Annotated in this window: 19 protein-coding genes and 8 pseudogenes; 21 read left to right on the plus strand and 6 right to left on the minus strand. The window is 40.8% G+C overall.

The window, feature by feature from the left end; translation table 11 throughout:
• The first annotated feature begins 168 nt into the window (after positions 1-168).
• Positions 169-1,056 carry a hypothetical protein gene (locus JCM19055_RS25955; protein WP_081833886.1) on the plus strand — a complete coding sequence of 296 codons (888 nt, stop codon included), beginning with the start codon at positions 169-171 and terminating at the stop codon, positions 1,054-1,056.
• A gap of 191 nt (positions 1,057-1,247) precedes the next feature.
• Entirely contained in the window at positions 1,248-1,451 is a 204-nt protein-coding gene (locus tag JCM19055_RS30720; RefSeq protein ID WP_370543267.1) for a flagellin, read from the plus strand.
• Between the two features lie 214 nt (positions 1,452-1,665).
• On the opposite strand, the pseudogene JCM19055_RS32465 reads toward JCM19055_RS30720, so the two are convergent.
• A pseudogene (locus JCM19055_RS32465) lies at positions 1,666-1,737 on the minus strand (hypothetical protein); the annotation flags it as partial.
• Positions 1,738-1,854: 117 nt separating this feature from the next.
• Here JCM19055_RS32465 and JCM19055_RS30725 point away from each other — a divergent pair.
• Positions 1,855-3,089, plus strand: a pseudogene (locus JCM19055_RS30725) (transposase); the annotation flags it as partial.
• Positions 3,090-3,754: 665 nt separating this feature from the next.
• On the opposite strand, the gene JCM19055_RS21360 reads toward JCM19055_RS30725, so the two are convergent.
• From JCM19055_RS21360 to JCM19055_RS30730, 3 genes and pseudogenes are all read right to left on the minus strand, one after another.
• A complete protein-coding gene (locus tag JCM19055_RS21360) occupies positions 3,755-4,252 on the minus strand; it encodes a HEPN domain-containing protein (protein WP_042361239.1) in 498 nt (165 codons plus the stop codon).
• Positions 4,253-4,266: 14 nt separating this feature from the next.
• A pseudogene (locus JCM19055_RS21365) lies at positions 4,267-5,312 on the minus strand (DUF262 domain-containing protein).
• Positions 5,245-5,433: a hypothetical protein gene (locus JCM19055_RS30730; protein ID WP_265182446.1), complete on the minus strand. Its 189-nt coding sequence runs from the start codon at positions 5,431-5,433 to the stop codon at positions 5,245-5,247. Before JCM19055_RS30730 ends, JCM19055_RS21365 begins: the two are co-directional and overlap by 68 nt.
• Positions 5,434-6,060: 627 nt before the next feature.
• Between JCM19055_RS30730 and JCM19055_RS21370 the strand changes: the two genes are divergently transcribed.
• Positions 6,061-6,735 carry a class I SAM-dependent methyltransferase gene (locus JCM19055_RS21370; protein WP_052366643.1) on the plus strand — a complete coding sequence of 225 codons (675 nt, stop codon included), beginning with the start codon at positions 6,061-6,063 and terminating at the stop codon, positions 6,733-6,735.
• A 259-nt stretch (positions 6,736-6,994) separates the two neighbouring features.
• Here JCM19055_RS21370 and lexA read toward each other — a convergent pair.
• Positions 6,995-7,653, minus strand: a pseudogene (lexA, locus tag JCM19055_RS21375) (transcriptional repressor LexA).
• Positions 7,654-7,742: 89 nt separating this feature from the next.
• On the opposite strand from lexA, the gene JCM19055_RS30735 reads away from it, so the two are divergent.
• The 7 genes and pseudogenes from JCM19055_RS30735 to JCM19055_RS21400 all read left to right on the plus strand — a co-directional run bounded on the left by JCM19055_RS30735 (position 7,743) and on the right by JCM19055_RS21400 (position 12,102).
• The gene (locus JCM19055_RS30735; RefSeq protein WP_265182447.1) at positions 7,743-7,922 is read left to right on the plus strand and encodes a hypothetical protein; all 180 of its coding nucleotides are present in this window, start codon (positions 7,743-7,745) and stop codon (positions 7,920-7,922) included.
• Positions 7,923-8,136: 214 nt separating this feature from the next.
• The gene (locus JCM19055_RS21380; protein ID WP_052366644.1) at positions 8,137-8,367 is read left to right on the plus strand and encodes a DUF896 domain-containing protein; all 231 of its coding nucleotides are present in this window, start codon (positions 8,137-8,139) and stop codon (positions 8,365-8,367) included.
• Positions 8,368-8,530: 163 nt separating this feature from the next.
• Positions 8,531-10,518 (plus strand): annotated as a pseudogene (gene tkt / locus JCM19055_RS21385) (transketolase).
• 176 nt (positions 10,519-10,694) lie between these two features.
• Positions 10,695-10,868: a sporulation inhibitor of replication protein SirA gene (gene sirA, locus JCM19055_RS27785; RefSeq protein ID WP_193745543.1), complete on the plus strand. Its 174-nt coding sequence runs from the start codon at positions 10,695-10,697 to the stop codon at positions 10,866-10,868.
• Positions 10,856-11,086, plus strand: coding sequence for a hypothetical protein (locus tag JCM19055_RS21390; RefSeq protein WP_042361240.1), 231 nt, complete (start codon positions 10,856-10,858; stop codon positions 11,084-11,086). Before sirA ends, JCM19055_RS21390 begins: the two co-directional genes overlap by 13 nt.
• A 146-nt stretch (positions 11,087-11,232) precedes the next feature.
• A complete protein-coding gene (locus JCM19055_RS21395) occupies positions 11,233-11,466 on the plus strand; it encodes a YneF family protein (RefSeq protein ID WP_042361241.1) in 234 nt (77 codons plus the stop codon).
• Positions 11,467-11,583: 117 nt separating this feature from the next.
• The gene (locus JCM19055_RS21400; protein WP_042361242.1) at positions 11,584-12,102 is read left to right on the plus strand and encodes a CcdC family protein; all 519 of its coding nucleotides are present in this window, start codon (positions 11,584-11,586) and stop codon (positions 12,100-12,102) included.
• A gap of 30 nt (positions 12,103-12,132) precedes the next feature.
• Here the strand turns inward: JCM19055_RS21400 and JCM19055_RS21405 are convergent.
• Positions 12,133-12,562, minus strand: a pseudogene (locus tag JCM19055_RS21405) (DUF2621 family protein).
• A 140-nt stretch (positions 12,563-12,702) separates the two neighbouring features.
• On the opposite strand from JCM19055_RS21405, the pseudogene acnA reads away from it, so the two are divergent.
• The 10 genes and pseudogenes from acnA to JCM19055_RS21445 all read left to right on the plus strand — a co-directional run.
• A pseudogene (gene acnA / locus JCM19055_RS21410) lies at positions 12,703-15,428 on the plus strand (aconitate hydratase AcnA).
• Between the two features lie 355 nt (positions 15,429-15,783).
• Positions 15,784-16,506: a DUF421 domain-containing protein gene (locus JCM19055_RS21415; RefSeq protein ID WP_042361245.1), complete on the plus strand. Its 723-nt coding sequence runs from the start codon at positions 15,784-15,786 to the stop codon at positions 16,504-16,506.
• A gap of 46 nt (positions 16,507-16,552) precedes the next feature.
• A complete protein-coding gene (locus tag JCM19055_RS25965; protein ID WP_081831795.1) occupies positions 16,553-16,675 on the plus strand; it encodes an FbpB family small basic protein in 123 nt (40 codons plus the stop codon).
• A 159-nt stretch (positions 16,676-16,834) separates the two neighbouring features.
• Positions 16,835-17,254 carry a thioesterase family protein gene (locus JCM19055_RS21420; protein ID WP_042361247.1) on the plus strand — a complete coding sequence of 140 codons (420 nt, stop codon included), beginning with the start codon at positions 16,835-16,837 and terminating at the stop codon, positions 17,252-17,254.
• Positions 17,255-17,424: 170 nt separating this feature from the next.
• Positions 17,425-17,577, plus strand: a complete 153-nt coding sequence (locus JCM19055_RS32470; protein WP_370543266.1) for a hypothetical protein — start codon at positions 17,425-17,427, stop codon at positions 17,575-17,577.
• Between the two features lie 12 nt (positions 17,578-17,589).
• Positions 17,590-18,416, plus strand: a pseudogene (gene nadE / locus JCM19055_RS21430) (ammonia-dependent NAD(+) synthetase).
• A 27-nt stretch (positions 18,417-18,443) separates the two neighbouring features.
• Positions 18,444-18,917 carry a DUF4352 domain-containing protein gene (locus JCM19055_RS21435; RefSeq protein ID WP_042361249.1) on the plus strand — a complete coding sequence of 158 codons (474 nt, stop codon included), beginning with the start codon at positions 18,444-18,446 and terminating at the stop codon, positions 18,915-18,917.
• A 21-nt stretch (positions 18,918-18,938) separates the two neighbouring features.
• Positions 18,939-19,559: a homoserine O-succinyltransferase gene (locus JCM19055_RS30740; protein WP_265182448.1), complete on the plus strand. Its 621-nt coding sequence runs from the start codon at positions 18,939-18,941 to the stop codon at positions 19,557-19,559.
• On the plus strand, positions 19,492-19,860 hold the full coding sequence (locus JCM19055_RS30745) for a homoserine O-succinyltransferase (protein ID WP_265182449.1): 369 nt from the start codon (positions 19,492-19,494) through the stop codon (positions 19,858-19,860). Before JCM19055_RS30740 ends, JCM19055_RS30745 begins: the two co-directional genes overlap by 68 nt.
• Positions 19,847-20,538 (plus strand): alpha/beta fold hydrolase (locus JCM19055_RS21445; protein WP_052366645.1); only part of this gene is annotated, 692 nt, incomplete at its 3' end. The genes JCM19055_RS30745 and JCM19055_RS21445, both read left to right, overlap by 14 nt.

Raw genomic sequence — 20,538 nt, forward strand, 5'->3', positions numbered from 1 at the left:
AAATAGACGAAGTGAAACCATTTTGGACTAAATTCCTAAAAAAAAGTTTTAGAAATCTATTAACAACCGTCACAAACGTCCGATATAAACCATGTAAGGATGACAAGGATGTCATTCAAATAGGTAGAATGGATGCTACCTAAACAACATTATAAGGACGTGACAAGTATGATTATCAACAACAACATGAGCGCAATGAACGCTCACCGCCAACTCGGCGTGAACCAGAACCAAATGCAAAACTCTATGGAGAAACTTTCTTCAGGACTACGTATTAACCGTGCGGGTGATGATGCAGCTGGTCTTTCAATCTCTGAAAAGATGCGTGCACAAATTAATGGTCTCGATCAAGCTAGTCGTAATGCTCAAGACGGTATTTCATTAATCCAAACCGCTGAAGGTGCACTTGATGAATCTCATAGTATTCTTCAAAGAATGCGTGAATTAGCTGTACAAGCATCAAATGACACTAACCATGATGATGTCGATCGTGAAGCGATTCAAGAAGAAGTAAACGCGCTAGCAGAAGAGTTAGATCGTATTGCTGGAAATACAGAATTCAACAACAAAAATCTATTAGATGGCTCTTTTGAAGGAAAATTCCATATCGGTGCTAATTCTGGACAAAGTATTGACGTTCAGATTGGTAACTTAAACTCTTTTAATTTGGGTGTAGCTGGAGAAGCTGATTTTGATATCAGCAATACCTCTACTGCAACAGTAGAAGGTGTTGAAGGACAAACTGTACTTCGTAATAGCAGCGATGATATTGTTGCAGTTCAAATCGGTGGATCTGACGGGGAATGGTTTGCTCCCTCTGACGTCGAAGTAAATGAAGAAGGTTTACTTATCGGCAGTCCTGGAGCTGATTCCTTAGAAGTAACTACCACTGTAAGTGAAACAGAATTTACCCACAACAATACAGTATATACTTTAGCAGAGGATCACACTTATGAAGTAGGAAATGAAGAATTTTCTGGAACTGTTTTATTAGATGCTGATGGTGACGTATTTGCAGTACAAAATGGGATGATTGGTATAGTCCCGGTGCATTAGAACTAGATGATGAACAAGTAGATTGGGAACAAGGGACTCCTCTAGATGTTGAAGCTGTAAGTGCTGAAACAATATCAGTAGTTGGTCAAGGTGGAATTGATGTATCTACACAAGAGAATGCAGATGAAGCAATCAACGCTATTAACGAAGCAATTAATCAAGTATCTGGACAGAGATCCTATCTAGGAGCTATCCAAAACCGTTTAGAGCACACAATCTCTAATTTAGATAATGCTTCTGAGAATCTTCAAGCTGCAGAATCACGTATCCGTGACGTTGATATGGCTCGTGAAATGATGGAGTTCACAAAGAACAACATTCTTTCTCAAGCTTCTCAATCAATGCTTGCACAAGCAAATCAACAACCACAATCTGTTCTTCAACTTCTTCAATAATAAATTAAAAAAACTTCGTCTTGGTGTCGCACCGCTAAAGTTAGAGTTAAAACTCTCTTTTGCGGTGTTTTATTTGGCAATAAAAACTTAACAAAATTATAAGATATTCCTTCGTAAAAAAACAATTTGAGAATAGGTGCGCGCGTTGAATTGCCCCTTTCAAGTAGACAGGGAAATAAATAAAGTACGTAGGCATGGCATAGTTCTTCTTGAGCTATGCCTTTTTTAATGTGATTCGGTCTTCGTTGTAGAAATTTATGTACATATTAATAACTTGTTCGAGCTCCTTTAAACGTTAGAATAAAATAGACAGTTTTTGCTTAATCTGACTTTAACTTTTGCTCAATCAACCGAATACTTTAGTAGAATAGATCGTTATGTAATTACACTGGAGGTTGGGGTTTTGAAGGAGAAAGTTGTTTTGTATGTGAAGATTGATAAAATACATAAACGGAAATTCAAAGTCGCTCAAATCTCAAAAGAATTGAAGGTTTCAAGACCAACGGTCTATAGGTATTTAGACATGACATTTGATGAGGCTTGTGCATACACCAATCGATATTCAGGGAAGCGATAACTGGATCCCTATGAATACTGGATTCTTACCTGGCTTGAGGAATATCCTTATCTGAGTAGTGCTTAAATTCATGATTGGCTTTTAGAAAGGTATCCCAACCTATCTGTGGGTGGAAGGACGGTTCGATCGTATGTGAAAGAGATACGTGAAGTCTATCATTGAGAAAACAGTCGTCTTTCGTCATTACGAAACGTTCCCTTAACAATCGATTGGCAAACAACTTCAAATCGACTGGAGTGCAACCAAACAGAAAACTTTAAACAATAGAGAAGAAGTCTACTTTATCGCTTTTATACTTGCACACTCGAGGCATAAATATATGGAATGGCAGGCGTATCTATTCTCGACCAAAGATGCGATTAGTTGTCATGAACATGCTTTTCAAATTTTTGGTGGAGGACCCAACGAAATTGACTATGATAAAGATCAATTACTCACAGTGAGTGAAAATGCAGGGCAGCTCCTATTAACAGCTGACTTTTAAAAGTATGTGAATGAGCGCAAATGCCACATTCGTTTGTGCCGAAAAGTCAACCCAGAACCCAAAGGCATGATCGAGAATGTTGTGAAATATATCAAGGGCAACTCGCAGACAGCCGCGTTTTTCGCGACATCGAAGAGTGGAATGAGCGAACTTCAATGGCTTGCATTTACAGGTAACCATCAGGTTCCCAGACAATGAAAAAAAGACTGTAAGAAGTGTTTCTCCTCGAAAAGCAACACTTACAACCCGTCTCTTCGGTCCTTTCAGTTGAAAGGACCAGTTATCAAAGTATAACAAGAAGTGTATGCAAGGACAAAACGATTCAATATCAATTCAATCGTATTCCGTCCCCCTCGTGACTTATCAACCGAACACCAAAAATAACGTGGTGATTGATGTTTCAGGTAAGGAACAACAGATGCTTGTTATCCGAAAACCGGCATGCCGTGAACCGCTGGCCGAGCACACCTTTAGCTTAGAAAAAGGAAAACTCATTCAAAATCGGTCACATACTTGTGATCGCTCGAAGGATATTGAAACCTTAAAACAATCACTGGTTTCATGTTTTGAAAATCAGGCCTGGAATACGCTTCATAAAGCTGTTTCGGGCTTTCAATTTCCTGAATGGTAAAACGAGGTTGCAGGGAGTGGTACATTCTCATGCACAAAGTGGTTCAAAAGATTGCACTAGCGGTAAATATCCTTTGCCGTACTCATACGCTTAGCCGAAACCGCAGAAGAATTCCCCTGGCTACTCCGAGTAGCCGTACAAACGTCATGGACCTATGTCGAGTTTTTAGAAGCGATCACGCACTATGAACGAGCCAAGCGTGAGGAAAAAAAAGTCTAGAGAAAAATGTTGCGTTAATGATGAGGAGTTGATACGTTTCAGTCACTTGTAGGGATAGTCTTAGTCCGTTTCTAAAGAAATTCTTCTAAAATCATCAAATTCACTAGACAAAACCCTCCAAAATTTTCACTTTTTTTAAGTGTCTACTTTGGAGAGAGCATATCTAGGACACTTACATTTGTTTGTAAACGAGATTGTTAAAAACTAATTACAAAATGTTGAAGTTAATAAAACCTAGAAGTGGAAAGAGAAACTATGATCTATACAAATAAAGGTTATTCATTCGTTCATAACAATATTCTTCTAATCATATTTGTTTAAAATCATAACTAAGAAAAGAGACTATAGATGGTCTCAGAAAAATATCAACTTATTAAGCTTGAAATTTTTCTTTAAGGAAATCTAAAAAAAGGTAATGAGCTTTTATAAGATTCATAAATTTCATATGTTGTTTTCTCAATAGTATATGTTCCTGTATTTTGATGAACCATATTGTTCCTCAGATTTCCAATCTCTAAAAATGATTTAATTGAGGGTTCTAATTCCTTTTCTTTAATTTCTAGTGTGATATTTTGTTTGAATTCAGACCCAAATAAACCGAAGAACTGATTTGCATTATTTCCACGCCAGTCAAAATAACTATGGTATTGTCTTGTTACTGCTTTATTGTTTACAAAAGAAATAATTAAATCGTTCTTCTCCGATTTAGCCGATATGAATGAGACCACTAAGTCAGTAATTTCCTTTTCAAAATAACTTGCAACAGATAAAAGTAATATTTTTTTTAATTTATTATCTATGTCGTTTTTATATGATATTTCTTCTTGACTTTCAAGAAAATCCAGGACTTCCTTATTCTCATTATATTGTATATCAATAATTGTATTCAATTTTAGATCACCCCTTAGGAATGTCCTATTATATCTCTAGCCATTAACAAGCGATCTTGAACTTTATCTTTACTTGCGGTAGCGGATTGAGTAGCATTAATGAATGCGGGATCCTGTTTTAATCTATTAATAGCATCGTTATCAATTGGTTTCGTCACTATACTTTGTTTTTCTAGATAGGGAGCGCTAGTGGCATTAAAAACAGACTCGAAAACAGAAATATTGAACTTTCGTTGAGAATTTAAGAAGATATCATCATCAAGATGAGTGCATTGATCTAGAAAAGATAAAAATAACTCTTGCAAGTAAAGTACTTCTTCTTTTGTAAAACCTCTTCCTTTGCTTGCAAATTGATTTAAAAATTTAATCATCGGTGATTTGTACTGGTCACCTTTATACAACATAGCAAAAGCACGTAATAGAATTTCAATATCTTTTAGCCTTAAATCAGGATTTTCTTGCCCAATCAGCGATCTCCATCTCGGATCTAAATTAATTTTCTTTAACATGTTATCAAAATGTGATTGGTATAAACTGGATCTTATTTCTTGTGGTTTTAGGTTTAAGCCACCTGAATTCAAACGATTAAATATCTCATAAATTGATGAGTCATCTTCAGAGGGGTGGTTTTGTTTAATAATCATATTACGAACTGTACGGAGATCAAAACTTGTCTTATATTCTTCTAGCATTTCATAATTTAGGTTATGTAATTTATTTATTCTTTCAGTGTTACTTGGTAATTTTAATTTAAAAGGTCTAAAAAAATCAGAGTCTTCTAAAATTTCGTCGGGAATTTTACCTTCTTCATCAAAAATCCTAGCTAATTCTCCTCTTTTGTCTTTTCTAGGAAATCTTTGTTTGACAAAATAATAAATAGTCATTAATCTTTGTTGACCATCAATTACAAGGAACTTATTACGAGTCTCTTCATAAAGAAATATTTGCGGATTGGTAGACCGATGATTAATGATTCAATAAGTTTTGAAGCTCTACCAATATCCCATACATAATTTCTTTGGAATGAAGGTATTTTGACAACACCTGATTCTAAAAAAATTGTAGAGTGTCAATATATTAAAATCATTCGGTGATGAAGTTATATCATACTCACCAAAAACATAATCTTCTAGCGTATCTTCTGTATCTTCCTCTGAAACAACCCAAGCTTCTTCAGACAAGGCCAATTCCCCTTTTTAAATAAATTGTAAAGCTAAATATATAATACCATATCAATATACTCGAATGATTAAATCCGAAAGAATAAACATAATTTTTTTTGAAAATAGCTCATTCCAAGCTGATTAGTTTCGTCTTGTAAGAGGAAGAAAAAAAATGGATATTAGGTTTTCGCTAATATGTTGTTGAGACATCTTGCTGCTAAGTTTAGATTAAATGAGAATTTAGCAAATCACTGTGAAGGATCGAAGGTATATCTATTTATGTGCTAGTTTGCTTTTTGTTAACTAAATGCTAAAAACTAATCATAAACAGGTGTAATCAAGAAGGTCTAACAGAAGGGGGAGACAACGTCTATCCTATACTCATAGGTTTTGTGGAAAAGTTAGACCTTTCAAAACCATTATTACAGAAATAGTACAGTTAAGTATATAACCTATCTATGCGCTTTACAAAGTTAGGTTACTGGTTAACTGATAATGAATAAAGTTTAAAATGGTGATTTTAACCAAAACATTTAGACTTTAATCCGACTTATTAAAATGCTATATTTAGATCTTCACTTAAGCAACATTCCCAACCCCTTGCCATATACATATACCCTACACAGTAGGCCTAGGGGTGTTGTAATGAACAAGCTTCGCGAGTACTTTGAAAACAATAATGACCGCTTAATTCACAAATGGGATCACTATTTCGATATTTACGAGCGGCATTTTGAGCGCTTTGTTGATACAGATGTGAATGTAATGGAGATTGGTGTCTTTCACGGTGGATCGCTTCAGATGTGGAAGGACTATTTTGGAAAAGGGGCGAACATTTACGGCTTGGATATCAATCCAACATGTAAGTCGTTTGAAGAAGACCGAGTGCAAGTATTAATCGGTGACCAAGGCGACCGTGAGTTTTGGAAGTCGATTAAGCCAACGTTGCCGACGTTTGACATTATCATCGATGATGGTGGGCACTCGATGGACCAGCAGATTATAACGTTTGAAGAGATGTTTCCGTTGCTTTCAGAGAATGGTGTTTTTCTTATCGAGGATTTGCATACGAGTTACATGAGCTATTATGCTGGTGGCTATGAGAAGGCGAACACGTTTATTGAGTATTCGAAGAAACGGATCGATGAACTGAATGCGTGGCATTCTGAAGACGAGCGGTTGCAGGTGAATGATTTTACGAAGTCCGCGTATTCAATGAGTTATTACGACAGTGTATTAGTCATTGAAAAAGACCGATGCAGCCTCCATTCCACAAAACGTCAGGTAAACCTTCGTACTAATACGGTCTTTATTCATTGAGCCAATTCTATGTTAGTGTATTAGATCGTAAATGGTGTATGAATTGTTTGTTAATTGATTGTAAAACCGATTGTCGTAGTCATTTGTGAGGGATATAGTAAAGGAAGTCCAAACTTCTTCGCTTGCAGCTTACCCACTGCAAGTAAGGAGAAAGAGCGCTACAGTTTTTTTGTAGCGTTTTTTTTATTGTTAAAAAATAAATAGTAACCATAAATATATTATGTAAACTAATAATAAAAATCTGTGATAACCACAGATTTTAATGGATTGTACGAAGTACACCAGTGACTTTGCCGAGAATTTGGCAGTTGGTTAATAAAATTGGTTCCATTGAATCGTTTTCTGGTTGAAGACGGATATGATTTCCTTCATTAAAGAAGCGTTTCACCGTTGCTTCTTGGTCTTCGGTCATAGCAACAACGATGTCGCCGTTCTCTGCGGTGCGTTGTTGGCGAACGATGACGCGGTCGCCGTCGAGAATGCCGGCATTAATCATACTTTCTCCAACAATCGTAAGCATGAACACTTGGTCATGACCGACATAAGATTCAGGCAATGGAATGTATTCTTCAATATTCTCAACAGCAGTAATTGGTTGTCCGGCCGTTACTTTCCCGATCATCGGTACGTAAGAAGTTGGCGCCGGTACTTCGCCTTGTGTATAAGATGAGGACTGCGTTGCATTCGTTTCATTTTGTGCATCGAGGTGCAACACTTCGATTGCTCTCGGTTTTGTAGGATCGCGTCGAATAAAGCCTTTTTTTTCTCTAAGCGAGCAAGATGTCCGTGAACGGTCGAGCTTGAGGCAAGTCCAACGGCTTCCCCGATTTCTCGAACTGATGGGGGATACCCTTTCGCTTTAACATTGGATTTAATGTACGTAAGAATCTTCTCCTGGCGTGGAGACAATTTTGACACCGTCGTTCACCTCACAATTTCTAAATTTTTACTATGTAGAATATAGCATACAAAACATGTGTTTGCAAACATCCGTTCTATTTTTCCTCTTGACACGAACGTTCGTTCTTAGTTATAGTCGATATACGAACAAACGTTTTGGGGAGATGAGAATTGTGAAGAGAATGCAAAGCTTTATAAGAAGAACATCAATTGAAGAGTGGGCAATTTTAGTATTATTCTTTGTTGCTGTTATCGCCATGTTAACAGTTGCGAACATAGGTTTTTAATATGAAGTTTAATGATTAATTCAGCTTACATCTGAATATTCATAATTATAGGTTTATCATTGGGTTTGTAAGGGAATAAGTTCTATAGATTTGTGTAAGTTGTACGGATTATCGATATAGGTCTATGTTAAGCAATTCTGCTGTTGCCTTGAGCAAGCGCATACAATCGTGTACGCTTAAGTAGTACGATCTCTTGATAAGGGAGGGATTCACGTTGAAGTCACAAGAGAGAATTGATCGAATGAATGAACTTGCAAAGCGCTCAAGAACGATTGGTCTGACGAGTAGAGAAATCGAAGAGCAGCAATCATTACGAGTGGAGTATTTCGACAATTTACGGAATACATTCCGCAATCAATTACAATCGGTCACACTCGTAAACGAAGACGGACAAGATGTAACTCCCGAAGAAGTCGATTGCATAAGTCCTAAGCGTTCTTATTAATGCAGGAATGGCACCGCTTGCCTGGACGTACTTTTCCAGGTTTTTTATTCACCTAATAACCGAACGTACATTCCCTTTGTCTGTTCGTCATTAAGGTTGTTTTGCCTCGTGAAACCGTTTATCATAAAGGGTGTAGACTATTTAGGTTGAATTGAGAGGATGAATCACCTTGAACAGAGTGGAAGAGAAAGCAATCAATACGATCCGTACGCTATCAATTGATAGCATTAATCGTGCGAATTCTGGACATCCAGGATTGCCGATGGGAGCTGCGCCAATGGCGTTTGCTTTATGGACAAGACACCTTAATCACAATCCGAAGCAACCGGATTGGTGGAACCGTGACCGTTTCGTGTTGTCAGCAGGACATGGTTCGATGCTTCTATATAGTTTATTGCATTTAAGTGGCTATGAGCTTTCCATGGAAGAATTGAAGAACTTCCGTCAATGGGGAAGTAAAACACCAGGTCACCCAGAGTTCGGTCACACGCCTGGAGTGGATGCAACGACTGGACCACTCGGTCAAGGTCTTGCGATGAGTGTCGGTATGGCAATGGCTGAGACGCATCTAGCAAGCACGTACAACAATGCTGATCATACGCTTTTTGATCATTATACGTACGCGTTATGTGGCGATGGGGACATTATGGAAGGTGTTGCTTCTGAATCAGCGTCACTTGCTGGACATTTAGGGTTAGGCAAGTTGATCGTGATGTACGATTCGAACGACATTTCATTAGACGGTGACTTGAACCGTTCATTCTCAGAAGATGTATTAAAGCGTTATGACGCATACGGTTGGCATACAATTCTTGTTGAAGACGGTAACGATGTAGATGCGATCGACGCTGCCATTCAAGCAGCGAAAGAAGATCCACGTCCGAGTATGATCGAGATTAAGACGGTTATTGGTTTTGGTTCTCCGAACCGTGCAGGTACGAACGAAGCGCACGGTAAGCCGATGGGCGCCGACGAATCAACACTCATTAAAGAGAGCTACAAGTGGATCATGAAGAATTCCACGTGCCAGATGAAGTACGTAGTTTCTTTAGTGAGAAGGAAGAAGAAGGAGCCGCTACTCATAAAGCGTGGCAAGACGTGTTCGCTTCTTATGAAAGCGCTCATCCTGAACTTGCGGCGGAACTTAACCGTGCGTTTGACCGTGAGTGGAACGTCGCTGATCTTCAAAAGCTTCCGAAATACACCGTTGGAGAAGATAAGCTGGCGACGCGTAAAGCATCAGGGGATGTCATCCAAGCACTTTCTGAAGAAGTGAACGGGTTCTTCGGTGGTTCTGCGGACCTTGCTTCTTCGAACAACACACTCATGAATGCTCATGAAGACTTTACGAAGGAAAACCGTTCTGGCCGTAACGTCTGGTTCGGTGTTCGTGAATTTGCGACCGCTGCAGCGGTAAACGGAATTATGCTTCACGGTGGTTTACATGCATATGGGGCGACGTTCCTCGTCTTCTCTGATTACATGAGACCTGCGATTCGTCTGTCTGCACTTATGAATGTACCTGCAACGTACGTGTTTACACATGACAGCATTGCAGTTGGTGAAGATGGTCCAACGCACGAACCGGTTGAACAAACGGGCTCACTTCGCATGATTCCGAACTTGGCGGTTATTCGTCCGGCGGACGCGAATGAAACGACAGCTGCTTGGAAGTTGGCGCTTGAAGCGAAAGACCACCCAACAGCACTTATTCTTACGCGTCAAGGATTGCCAACGATGATTGATGCGGACGCAGCATATGAGCAAGTGAAAAAGGGAGCGTACGTCTTAAGTGATAGTGGTTCACCTGACGTTACACTACTTGCGACAGGTTCTGAAGTGTCGCTTGCACTTGATTCGAAGAAAGCACTTCATGAAAAGGGCATTGAAGCTCGTGTCGTAAGCATGCCGAGTCAAGAGTGGTTTGAGAAGCAATCAACATCTTATAAAGAAGAAGTATTGCCATTAGACGTTCCTGTTGTTTCCATTGAAGCAGGTACAACGTTTGGTTGGGAACGTTACACAGGCCGCACTGGCGCATCCATTGGAATTGATACGTTTGGCGCGTCTGCACCTGGAGATCTCGTCATGGAGAAATTCGGATTTAACGTCGACAATGTCGTGAGCACTGTCACAAACGTTCTAAAATAATACCGCGAAGAGCAGGGGCTACGTACAGTCTCTGCTCTTTGTTTTCGACTAGGGGCGTCATTGTTACAAATAATCGAACGATCTGACGACATTAGAAGGAAAGACTTGCATAGAACGACACGTTTTTTACCTTTTGTTTGGTATGATATGGGAAACAAGAAGGAGGCGGTCTCAGTATGCATCGTTATGACATTTACTTATTAAAAACAGAATATGCGAACTCTTTTGTACGTGCAGAAGACAAGCTATTTCGTCTTTTTAAAGAATACGAGACGGTAAAGCCGTTGTATGAGATCGTCAAAAAAAACAAATTGATTACATTTGTCGACCGTTATCGATGGACGAAATAACGGAACAGTTACCTTTTCATAAGAAGAAAATTGCTGGTGGTAAAGTAATTTTCATTGAGCACAATCAAGAAATGAAAATGTCGATTAGTGAGCAGCGCATTCAGCTTTGGAGCGAAGAAGGACTTGATGATGAGTGGCCGTGGTTTGATACGTTGCAATCACTTGATCCGTACTTTTTTTTGCGTGTGACGTTCAGCGGGAAAAGTATGGCTGGCTAAAGCCGGTTAAATTCAAATCCCTCTTAATCTGAGTGGTTCTGGACTTTTCATAAGTAGTAACTTACGGTATAATGATGGTGTTTGTTTAGGACAAACATCTGTTTTTATTAGATACTGCTTATGGAAAAGGGTAAGGAGGAAATGATTTGAGCACTATTTGGGTCGTGTTAATTGCGCTTGCTGCTTTATTAGGTGGGGTTGCATTAGGCTTTTTCATCGCACGTAAAACAATGATGAATTACATGAAGAAGAATCCACCGATTAATGAGCAAATGCTACGCGTCATGATGATGCAAATGGGACAGAACCCATCGCAAAAGAAAATCAATCAAATGATGAAAGCTATGCAAAAGCAGCAAGACGTTAGCAATAAAAAGTAACAACAAACACCTCCAACACTTGAGGTGTTTTATCATTTCTCTGCGAATTTTGCATGATTAGAGAGAATCAGTGTATGATAGGTGCATAAGGGTACATAGTGGAAGGAGAGCAAAGTCATGACAGAATCGACGCTGTTGCTCTTAACGACAATTATGGCAGTTCTTATGAGTTCAGCCGTCATTATGATTCGTCTGAAAGCAATTAAAAGACCTGCTTCTGTAAAGAAGATTATCATCCCGCCAATCATGATGAGCACAGGGTTTTTGATGTTCGTCTATGAACCGGCGCGACTTGAAACGTTACAAATCTTCGGGCCGTTAATTACGGGTGTGATTTGTTCGTATTTTTTAATTCGAACGTCGAATTTTCACATTCGTGAAGGTGAGATTTATATGGAACGTTCGAAGATGTTTATCTACTTACTTGTAGGTTTATTAATTGCTAGAGTAATCGTGAAGTTGATCCTCGGCGAGCAAGTTGTTTTGCCGCAACTAGCAGGAATGTTTTTCTTACTTGCTTTTGGGATGATTTTACCGTGGCGAATCGCAATGCTCCATTCGTTTAAGAAGATTCACCGAAAAGCAACACGTGACGGCACACTTTGGAATTTGTCGATGAAAGGCGAACGCACATAACAAAAACTCACAGTTCTCTGTGAGTTTTTTTTAAGAAAGAAGATGTTCGTATTGTTCGTAGCTCATGTTCTTCTCATCAAGTTTCCGTCGTAGAAACTTATGATCACGTTTTGGTGTTGCTAAAATGTATCCGCGTATGAGCAAGTCTTCTGATATGCTATTTGCTTTCTGTTCTAGCGCAAGTTCGCCGATTTTCCCTGCGATCTTCTCACGTGCCACGTCTTTAAACAGATCGGGAACCGGGGAGATTAATTCTTCGAGCAAATCGCTCTGTTGCTTCGTCCAAAGGTGTCTCGTTTTCTCAAGATAATAGTCTTGCCAATCGAGAACCGAGTTGCCGTCTTCTTTCGGAAGACGCTTCAAAAACTTTCGAAACATGAAGAACCCACCGATGAACATAAAAACGATCATAAAGACGCCCCAAAAAAACGATAAACCACATAAATAGATTTTCTAACACGTCGTTCACCTCAGTCGTATAATCAATTCTTATCATAGCATATAAGAAAAAAAAGTTGAACAAGGGATGACGATTTTTGCACTTTTAGTTTCGACAAATTAGCGAACGTATTATATGATAGGAGTAAAGGGAGGGATTTGATGAGTAAAACAAACGATCTCTATCAAGCCAAACAAACATTCGACGTTAATGGTAAATCATACGTTTATTATGATTTAAAATCACTAAACAACGTCGCAGACGTATCGAAACTTCCATATTCTATTAAAGTATTATTGGAATCTTTATTAAGACAGCAAGACGGAAAGGTGATTAAGCCTGAGCACGTAGAAAGCCTTGCGAAGTGGGGCAAAAAAAGACGGTGGCAGCGAAGATGTGCCATTTAAACCTTCACGTGTTATTTTACAAGACTTTACAGGTGTTCCAGCAGTCGTAGACTTAGCGTCACTACGTAAAGCGATTGCAGACTTCGGTGGTGATCCTGAATCAATCGATCCAGCGATTCCAGCGGACCTCGTCGTTGACCACTCTGTACAAGTTGACAAGTTCGGTACAAGTGATTCACTTATGAAGAACATGAACCTTGAGTTCGAACGTAACGAAGAGCGTTACAAATTATTAAGCTGGGCGACAAAAGCATTTGAAAATTACAGTGCTGTTCCACCAGCAACAGGAATCGTTCACCAAGTGAACTTAGAGTACTTAGCGAACGTCGTTCACGTGAACGAAAATGCTGAAGGTGAGCGTGTTACGTTCCCTGATACACTCGTCGGTACTGACTCTCATACGACGATGATCAACGGTATTGGCGTTCTTGGTTGGGGCGTTGGTGGTATTGAAGCGGAAGCAGGAATGCTTCAACAACCTTCATACTTCCCAGCACCAGAAGTTGTCGGTGTACGTCTTGAAGGAAGCCTTCCAGATGGCGCAACTGCAACTGACTTAGCACTTAAAGTGACACAACTTCTTCGTTCGAAGAACGTTGTTGGTAAGTTCGTTGAGTTCTTCGGACCAGGACTTTCAGGCATGTCACTTGCTGATCGTGCGACAATCTCAAACATGGCACCAGAATACGGTGCAACATGTGGTTTCTTCCCTGTTGACGAAGAAGCATTGAACTACATGCGCCTAACAGGTCGTTCTGAAGAACAAATCGCTGTTGTTGAAGCTTACACGAAAGCAAACGGCATGTACTTCACTCCAGACGCTGAGGAGCGACATACACGCAAGTTGTAAAACTTGACATGAGCACAATCGAGCCTTCATTAGCAGGTCCAAAACGTCCACAAGACATGATTGAACTTGACAACATGAAGTCTGCATTTGAAAAAGCGGTTACTGCACCAGCAGGCAACCACGGTTTCGGTCTTGAGAGCTCTGAGCTTGATCGCTCTGTAGAAGTTGCTCACCCGAATGGCAAAAAGTCTGACCTTGCAACGGGTGCCGTAACAATTGCAGCGATTACGAGCTGTACGAACACGTCTAACCCATCAGTAATGATCGGTGCTGGACTTGTTGCGAAAAAAAGCAGTAGAAAAAGGTCTTGACGTGCCTGAGTACGTGAAAACATCACTTGCACCAGGTTCAAAAGTTGTTACGCGTTACCTAGAGGATTCAGGTCTAATGCCTTTCCTTGACAAACTTGGGTTTAACCTTGTTGGGTACGGTTGTACAACATGTATCGGTAACAGTGGTCCACTTCCAGATGAAATTGAGCAAGCGATTGCAGATAACGATCTTCTCGTTTCTTCAGTGCTTTCTGGTAACCGTAACTTTGAAGGACGTATTCACCCACTTGTACGTGCCAACTACTTGGCTTCACCGCCACTCGTTGTTGCCTACGCACTTGCAGGTAATGTGAACTTTGACCTTCGTAAAGATTCTTTCGGAAAAGACAGCGACGGAAACGACGTTTATTTCAGCGACCTTTGGCCATCATCAGCTGAAATCGAGCAGTTCATCCGTGAGAATGTTTCTCCGAAATTGTTCAAAGATGAGTATGAGAACGTGTTCGACAACAACGAACGTTGGAACGCATTACAATCAAAAGACAATGCGAACCTTTACAACTGGGATAGTGAGTCTACGTACATTCAAAACCCACCGTTCTTTGAGAACATGTCTGAAGATCCACAAGACATTAAGCCACTTACAGACCTTCGTGCGATCGGTAAGTTCGGCGATTCTGTTACGACAGACCACATTTCTCCAGCAGGTTCAATTGCGAAGAACAGCCCTGCCGGTGAGTATTTGATGGAAAAAGGTCTTAAGCCTTCTGAATTCAACTCTTACGGTTCACGCCGTGGTAACCATGAAGTCATGATGCGTGGTACATTTGCGAACATCCGCATCAAGAACCAATTGGCACCAGGCACTGAGGGTGGCTATACGACGTATTGGCCAACAGGTGACGTCATGGCGATCTATGACGCTGCGATGAAGTACAAAGCAGATGACACTGGTCTTGTCGTTATGGCTGGTGAAGACTACGGAATGGGAAGTTCACGTGACTGGGCAGCGAAAGGTACAAACCTTCTTGGCATCAAGATGGTTATCGCGCAAAGCTTTGAGCGTATCCACCGTAGTAACCTTGCCCTTATGGGTGTACTACCACTTCAATTCAAAAAAAGGCGAAGGTGCAGACTCTCTCGGCCTAACAGGTAAAGAGACGTTCAGCATCAACATTACAGATGACGTAACACCACGTGATACAATTTCTGTAACAGCAACGGATGAAGCTGGTAAAACAACAACATTCGAAGCGATCGTTCGCTTTGACTCTGAAATTGAAATCGACTACTACCGCCACGGTGGAATCCTACCAATGGTACTACGTAGCAAGCTAAAAGAAGCAGCGAAGAAATAAGCTTCTATTAGAAAGCACCCCTTCTTGGGGTGCTTTTTTTGTTGTGCGAAGATGAAATGGCTACGATTGTGATCAGCCGGAGAGAAAACCGTCACGATAAACAGGGTTCTGCTCACAAAGTGTCGGTTATGTGAGCAGAATGACAAAGTATGTGATCAGAAGAAGGGAAAGCTCCCGTTTTGAGCTCAACTCTACTCACATAAAGTAGGTTAAGTGATCAGCGCCTTTATCCCAACTCGCAATTTCACGTACCTTAATAAGCTTTTTCCCCAAACCCATGCCATCAACCAGCCACACCGAGAATAATTCTGCTCCAATTGCGCACGTTAAAGTGGAAGTGTAAGGTGGGGTGTTAATGGATCAACTAGTGGAATTGTGGGAAGGATCTTCGTCGTTACCGCTATACGGATTTGCGGTTCGGGCGTTGATCGTATATGTGTACATTTTTGCGATGATCAAATTGCTCGGTCAGCGGTCGATGGCGACGGTTGATCCGTTGGACTTTATATTTGGTGTTGTCATCGGGGATATTCTAGGTGAACCACTCGCGACCGGGGATAGTGAACTTGGGGGTCCGTTTCTAGCAGCGGCAACAATTGGTGCGTTGCATTGGTCGCTATCGTATATTGCGCTTAAGCTTCCGAAGAAGTCTCGCCGCTTCCTTGAAGATGAGCCGTACATTCTAGCGAGTGACGGTGTGTTTCATGAGAAGATCTTAAGAAAAGCGAACATGACGATTGAACAAGTACTTATGGAACTTCGGCAAGCGAGCAGTTCAGATTTGAATGAGATCGACACGGTCGTGCTTGAGCAGAATGGGAAGGTTAGTGTCATTAAAAAGGCGCGTTTTGACCAGTTAACCCCAGATGATATGAACATTTCAATGAAAGATAAAGGCTATGCATCGGTCATTATTTCTGATGGTACGCTCAAGGAAAAGAATCTTCCTGAGCATTTATCTGAGGAGAAATTTTATAAGCAATTGAAGAAAAAGGGTTATGATTCGACCGACAACATTTTCTTGTTAACGATCAATCGCAACAATGAATGGTACATTAGCCCAAAAGAAGATGCATAAAATTGTCCGCTTCTACCCATAATGTGGAAAAGGAGATGATTTGTGTATGAAACGTATTAAAAAAGCTCGTTTCCAGGAACTTCTTCGGACGAATCGGGAACAAATTATGAATGACCGTGAGGCATTAGAAAAAATCGACGCCAAACTGGATTCAAAGCGTAAAGCTTAGCATTAAAAAGCCTTAAAAGACGGAAATTCCCGTTCTTTTAAGGCTTTTTTTCTTCTGATTTGTGCAGTTTCTGCTTTTTTTGATGGCTAGTGCTTGATTGCGTAATCGTTATTTTATATGCTAGAAAAATATAGAACTTTATGGATAAGGGTGTAGATCATGTTAAAATCTGAAGTACCAGTACAAACACGATACGCAGAAACCGATCAAATGGGTGTCATTCACCATTCACAATACTTGATTTGGTGTGAAATAGGTCGAACGGATTTAATTGAGAAATTTGGCTTCTCTTATGCGCAGATGGAAGCAGAAGGGTTGCTTTCTCCTGTGACTGAAGTGAACCTTTCCTATAAAAAAGCGATTCGTTACCCAGCTGTTGCAACAGTTGCGACGTGGTTAGAGTCTTACACAGGCATTCGTGCCACGTATGGCTACGAAATTAAGGATGAAAGCGGAGAAGTCTGTGTAGATGGGACAACCACTCACGTCGTCGTTCGTAAGGAAGATTTCCGTCCTGTTTCAATTAAGAAAGCAGCACCGGATTGGCACGCTGTATATAAAGAACAAAGTAGGACGTGAAAGGTTGAGAAGGCGTGGCATTTGGAATTAACAAACAAGAACTGATGCAATGGAAAGAACGAGCGAAACAAGGTGAGATTAGTATCTTAACGCACTACTGTTGATGAACGCTTCCCAGGGTGCGATTCTGTAACCAAAGTCGCCTGTTCAGACATTGAGAAATTGCTACAATGGGGGAAGAGCTACGGCTTTCGTCCAGAGTGGGTGCACGAACGGGAGAATTATCACATTTTGACGTTTTTGGTGATCATCAAAAGCACGTCTTAGAACGTGAAGGACTCATAGAGCAATATGAGCGTTTCGTAAATACAAAACCATCGTAAAGGGTGAGTGAATTGAACCAAGCGTCCATTCAACAAGCTTTAGAAGTCGAATCTACGATTGATCCGAAAGAACAATATACGAAAAGAAAGCAATTTGTAAAAGACTACTTAACTAAAACGGGAACGAAGGGTTTTGTTCTTGGCATTTCAGGAGGACAAGACTCGACGTTACTCGGAAAGATGGCGCAAGAGGCCGTTCGCGAAATGCGTGAAGAAACAGGAGATGAATCGTACACGTTTTTAGCACTGCGGTTACCGTATGGTGTTCAGCATGATGAAGATGATGCAGTGCGCGCGGTTGAGTTCATCAACCCAGATCAACTGTTAACAGTGAATGTAAAGCAAGCGGTCGATGCTTCGGTTGCGGCGTTTGAAGAAGCGAATGGCGACAAGATGAGTGACTTTATTAAAGGAAACACAAAGGCGAGAGAGCGAATGAAAGTGCATTATGACTTCGCTGCGAGCATCAATTACTCGTCATTGGAACGGATCATGCTGCAGAAGCAATCACAGGGTTCTTTACGAAATTCGGAGATGGAGCGTGTGATTTGACGCCGTTGTTCGGCTTAACGAAAAGACAAGGACGTAGCATTTTACGATGGTTAGATGCGCCGAAAGAAACGTATGAAAAAGTGCCAACGGCAGATCTTGAAGACGATCGCCCAGGGTTGTCAGACGAAGAAGCACTCGGTTTAACCTATGAGCAGATTGACGATTTCCTTGAAGGAAAACCAGTCACAAAAGACGTAGAGGAGAAGCTCATTTCTCTCTACAAAAAGACAGAACATAAACGCCAAGGTCCTGTAACACCGACAGACATATGGTGGAAACAATTGTAAGTTCGCATTGGGATAGGAGTTGCTTTGATGGGGTGGAAGTATTGGATGCTCTTGGGGCTCGTTTTAATTTTAGGCTTTATGGCTGGAATGTTTTATGGATCGAGCTCTAATACGGTTAACCAAGTAGTAGATGACAATCTACTCACAACCGAAGAGACAGCACAAGTAGGGAGTTTTATCATTTCAATTCATGAAGCCTACTTGGAAGAAACGGAAGATGAAGATTATGTGATCGTGGACGTTTCATTTTTCAATGAATCGGACACAAACACCCAGTTAGCTCCGATGAACTCTTCGGTCATTGACGATGAAGGGTATGAGTATCAACATGATTCATCATTTGGAGACCAACGACTGATGGGAGGACAAATCCGACCAGGAGGTCAACGAAGAGGAACGCTTGCTTATCCAGTGAATGATGTAGAGTCATCGTTTGAATGGGTCTATTCAAATCATGCAACGGGTCAGCAAGGGGTATGGGATTTAGATCTTGCACCATGACAATCGAGTATAGAAAGAGGATTGAGTGTTCGTATGCCTATTAAGATCCCAAATCAATTACCTGCATCTGAAATCTTACAACAAGAGAATATCTTTGTCATGAACGAGGCGAGGGCGTATGCACAAGACATTCGTCCTCTTCATATCGTTATCTTAAATTTAATGCCGATAAAAGAAACGACAGAAACCCAATTGCTTCGTTTGCTCGGGAACTCGCCACTACAAGTGGAAATTACGTTTTTACATCCGTCATCACATCAGTCTAAAAACACGTCAACGAAGCATTTATCGGCGTTCTACAAGACGTTTGAAGAGATTAAAGACGACTATTTTGACGGAATGATTATTACTGGAGCGCCAATTGAGAAATTACCGTTCAAAGAAGTGAACTATTGGGATGAATTAACAGAGATGATGGATTGGAGCAAAACGCACGTCACGTCAACGCTTCACATTTGTTGGGGAGCACAAGCGGCGATGTTCCATCATTATGGCATTGATAAAACCCCACTGGAACGAAAGCAGTTCGGGGTATTTAAACATCGAATTCGCGTTCAGAACAATCCGCTGTTACGTGGGTTTGACGACATTTTTTTATGTGCCTCATTCAAGACATACGACCACATCGACGGCAGAACTTGAGAGACACGAACAGCTTCATATTTTAGCGGACTCAGAGAAAGCGGGGGTTTACCTCATTTCGAATGGAGACGGCAGTCAAGTGTTTGTGACGGGTCACGGAGAATACGATGCAGATACGTTAAAAGAGGAGTATTTGCGTGATGTGGAAAAAGGGTTAAACACGAAGCTACCAGATGATTATTTTCCGAGTGATGACCTTGATAACGTGCCGCCTTTATTGTGGAGGGCTCATTCACATCTGTTATTTTCGAATTGGTTAAACTATTATGTCTATCAAGAGACGCCATATGAATTGGGCTAATCGATTTCCGCTCACTGACGATGATGTGAATTTGCACGTATACCCGTCTACGTCCAAAGAACATGCGAATCGTCACTTCGTTTTAATTCACGGTTTTATGAGTTGGTCGTATAGCTTTAAGCGGCTTATTCCGTACTTGAATGAGTACGGCAATATTATGACGCTAGATTTGCCTGGGTTTGGCTTAAGTAATCGGACTGTGCGTTATTACTACTCGTATGAACAATATACGAAGACCGTTCATGATGTCATTCGTGCGAACAGTGAAGACGACGATGAGGTCATTGCTATTGGGCATTCAATGGGTGGTCAAATTGCGCTTCGCCTCGTTCAATGGATGCCTGAAGTATCAAAAGCGGTATTACTGTCGAGCTCTGGCAATTTAGCGAAAAGCTCGCTCAAATTACGAGCGGCGAGTACGTTACCGTTCTTTCACCATTACTTATCGAAGTATGTTCGAGAGCGGGACGTCCATCACGTGTTGCAACAAGTGATTAGCGACAAGCGTTCCATTACTGACGAGCAAATCCAAGAGTACGGCCGACCGCTTGAGAACGATGCGATGTACCGTACACTCGCGAAGTTCATCCGACAGCGCGAAGGTGATTTAAGCCGAGAGACGCTGCATACGATAAAAAAAGCCAGTTCTTCTTTTATGGGGAGAAAACGACCGGATCG

Source organism: Geomicrobium sp. JCM 19055, assembly GCF_000698185.1.
Lineage (GTDB): Bacteria > Bacillota > Bacilli > Bacillales > Marinococcaceae > Geomicrobium_A > Geomicrobium_A sediminis.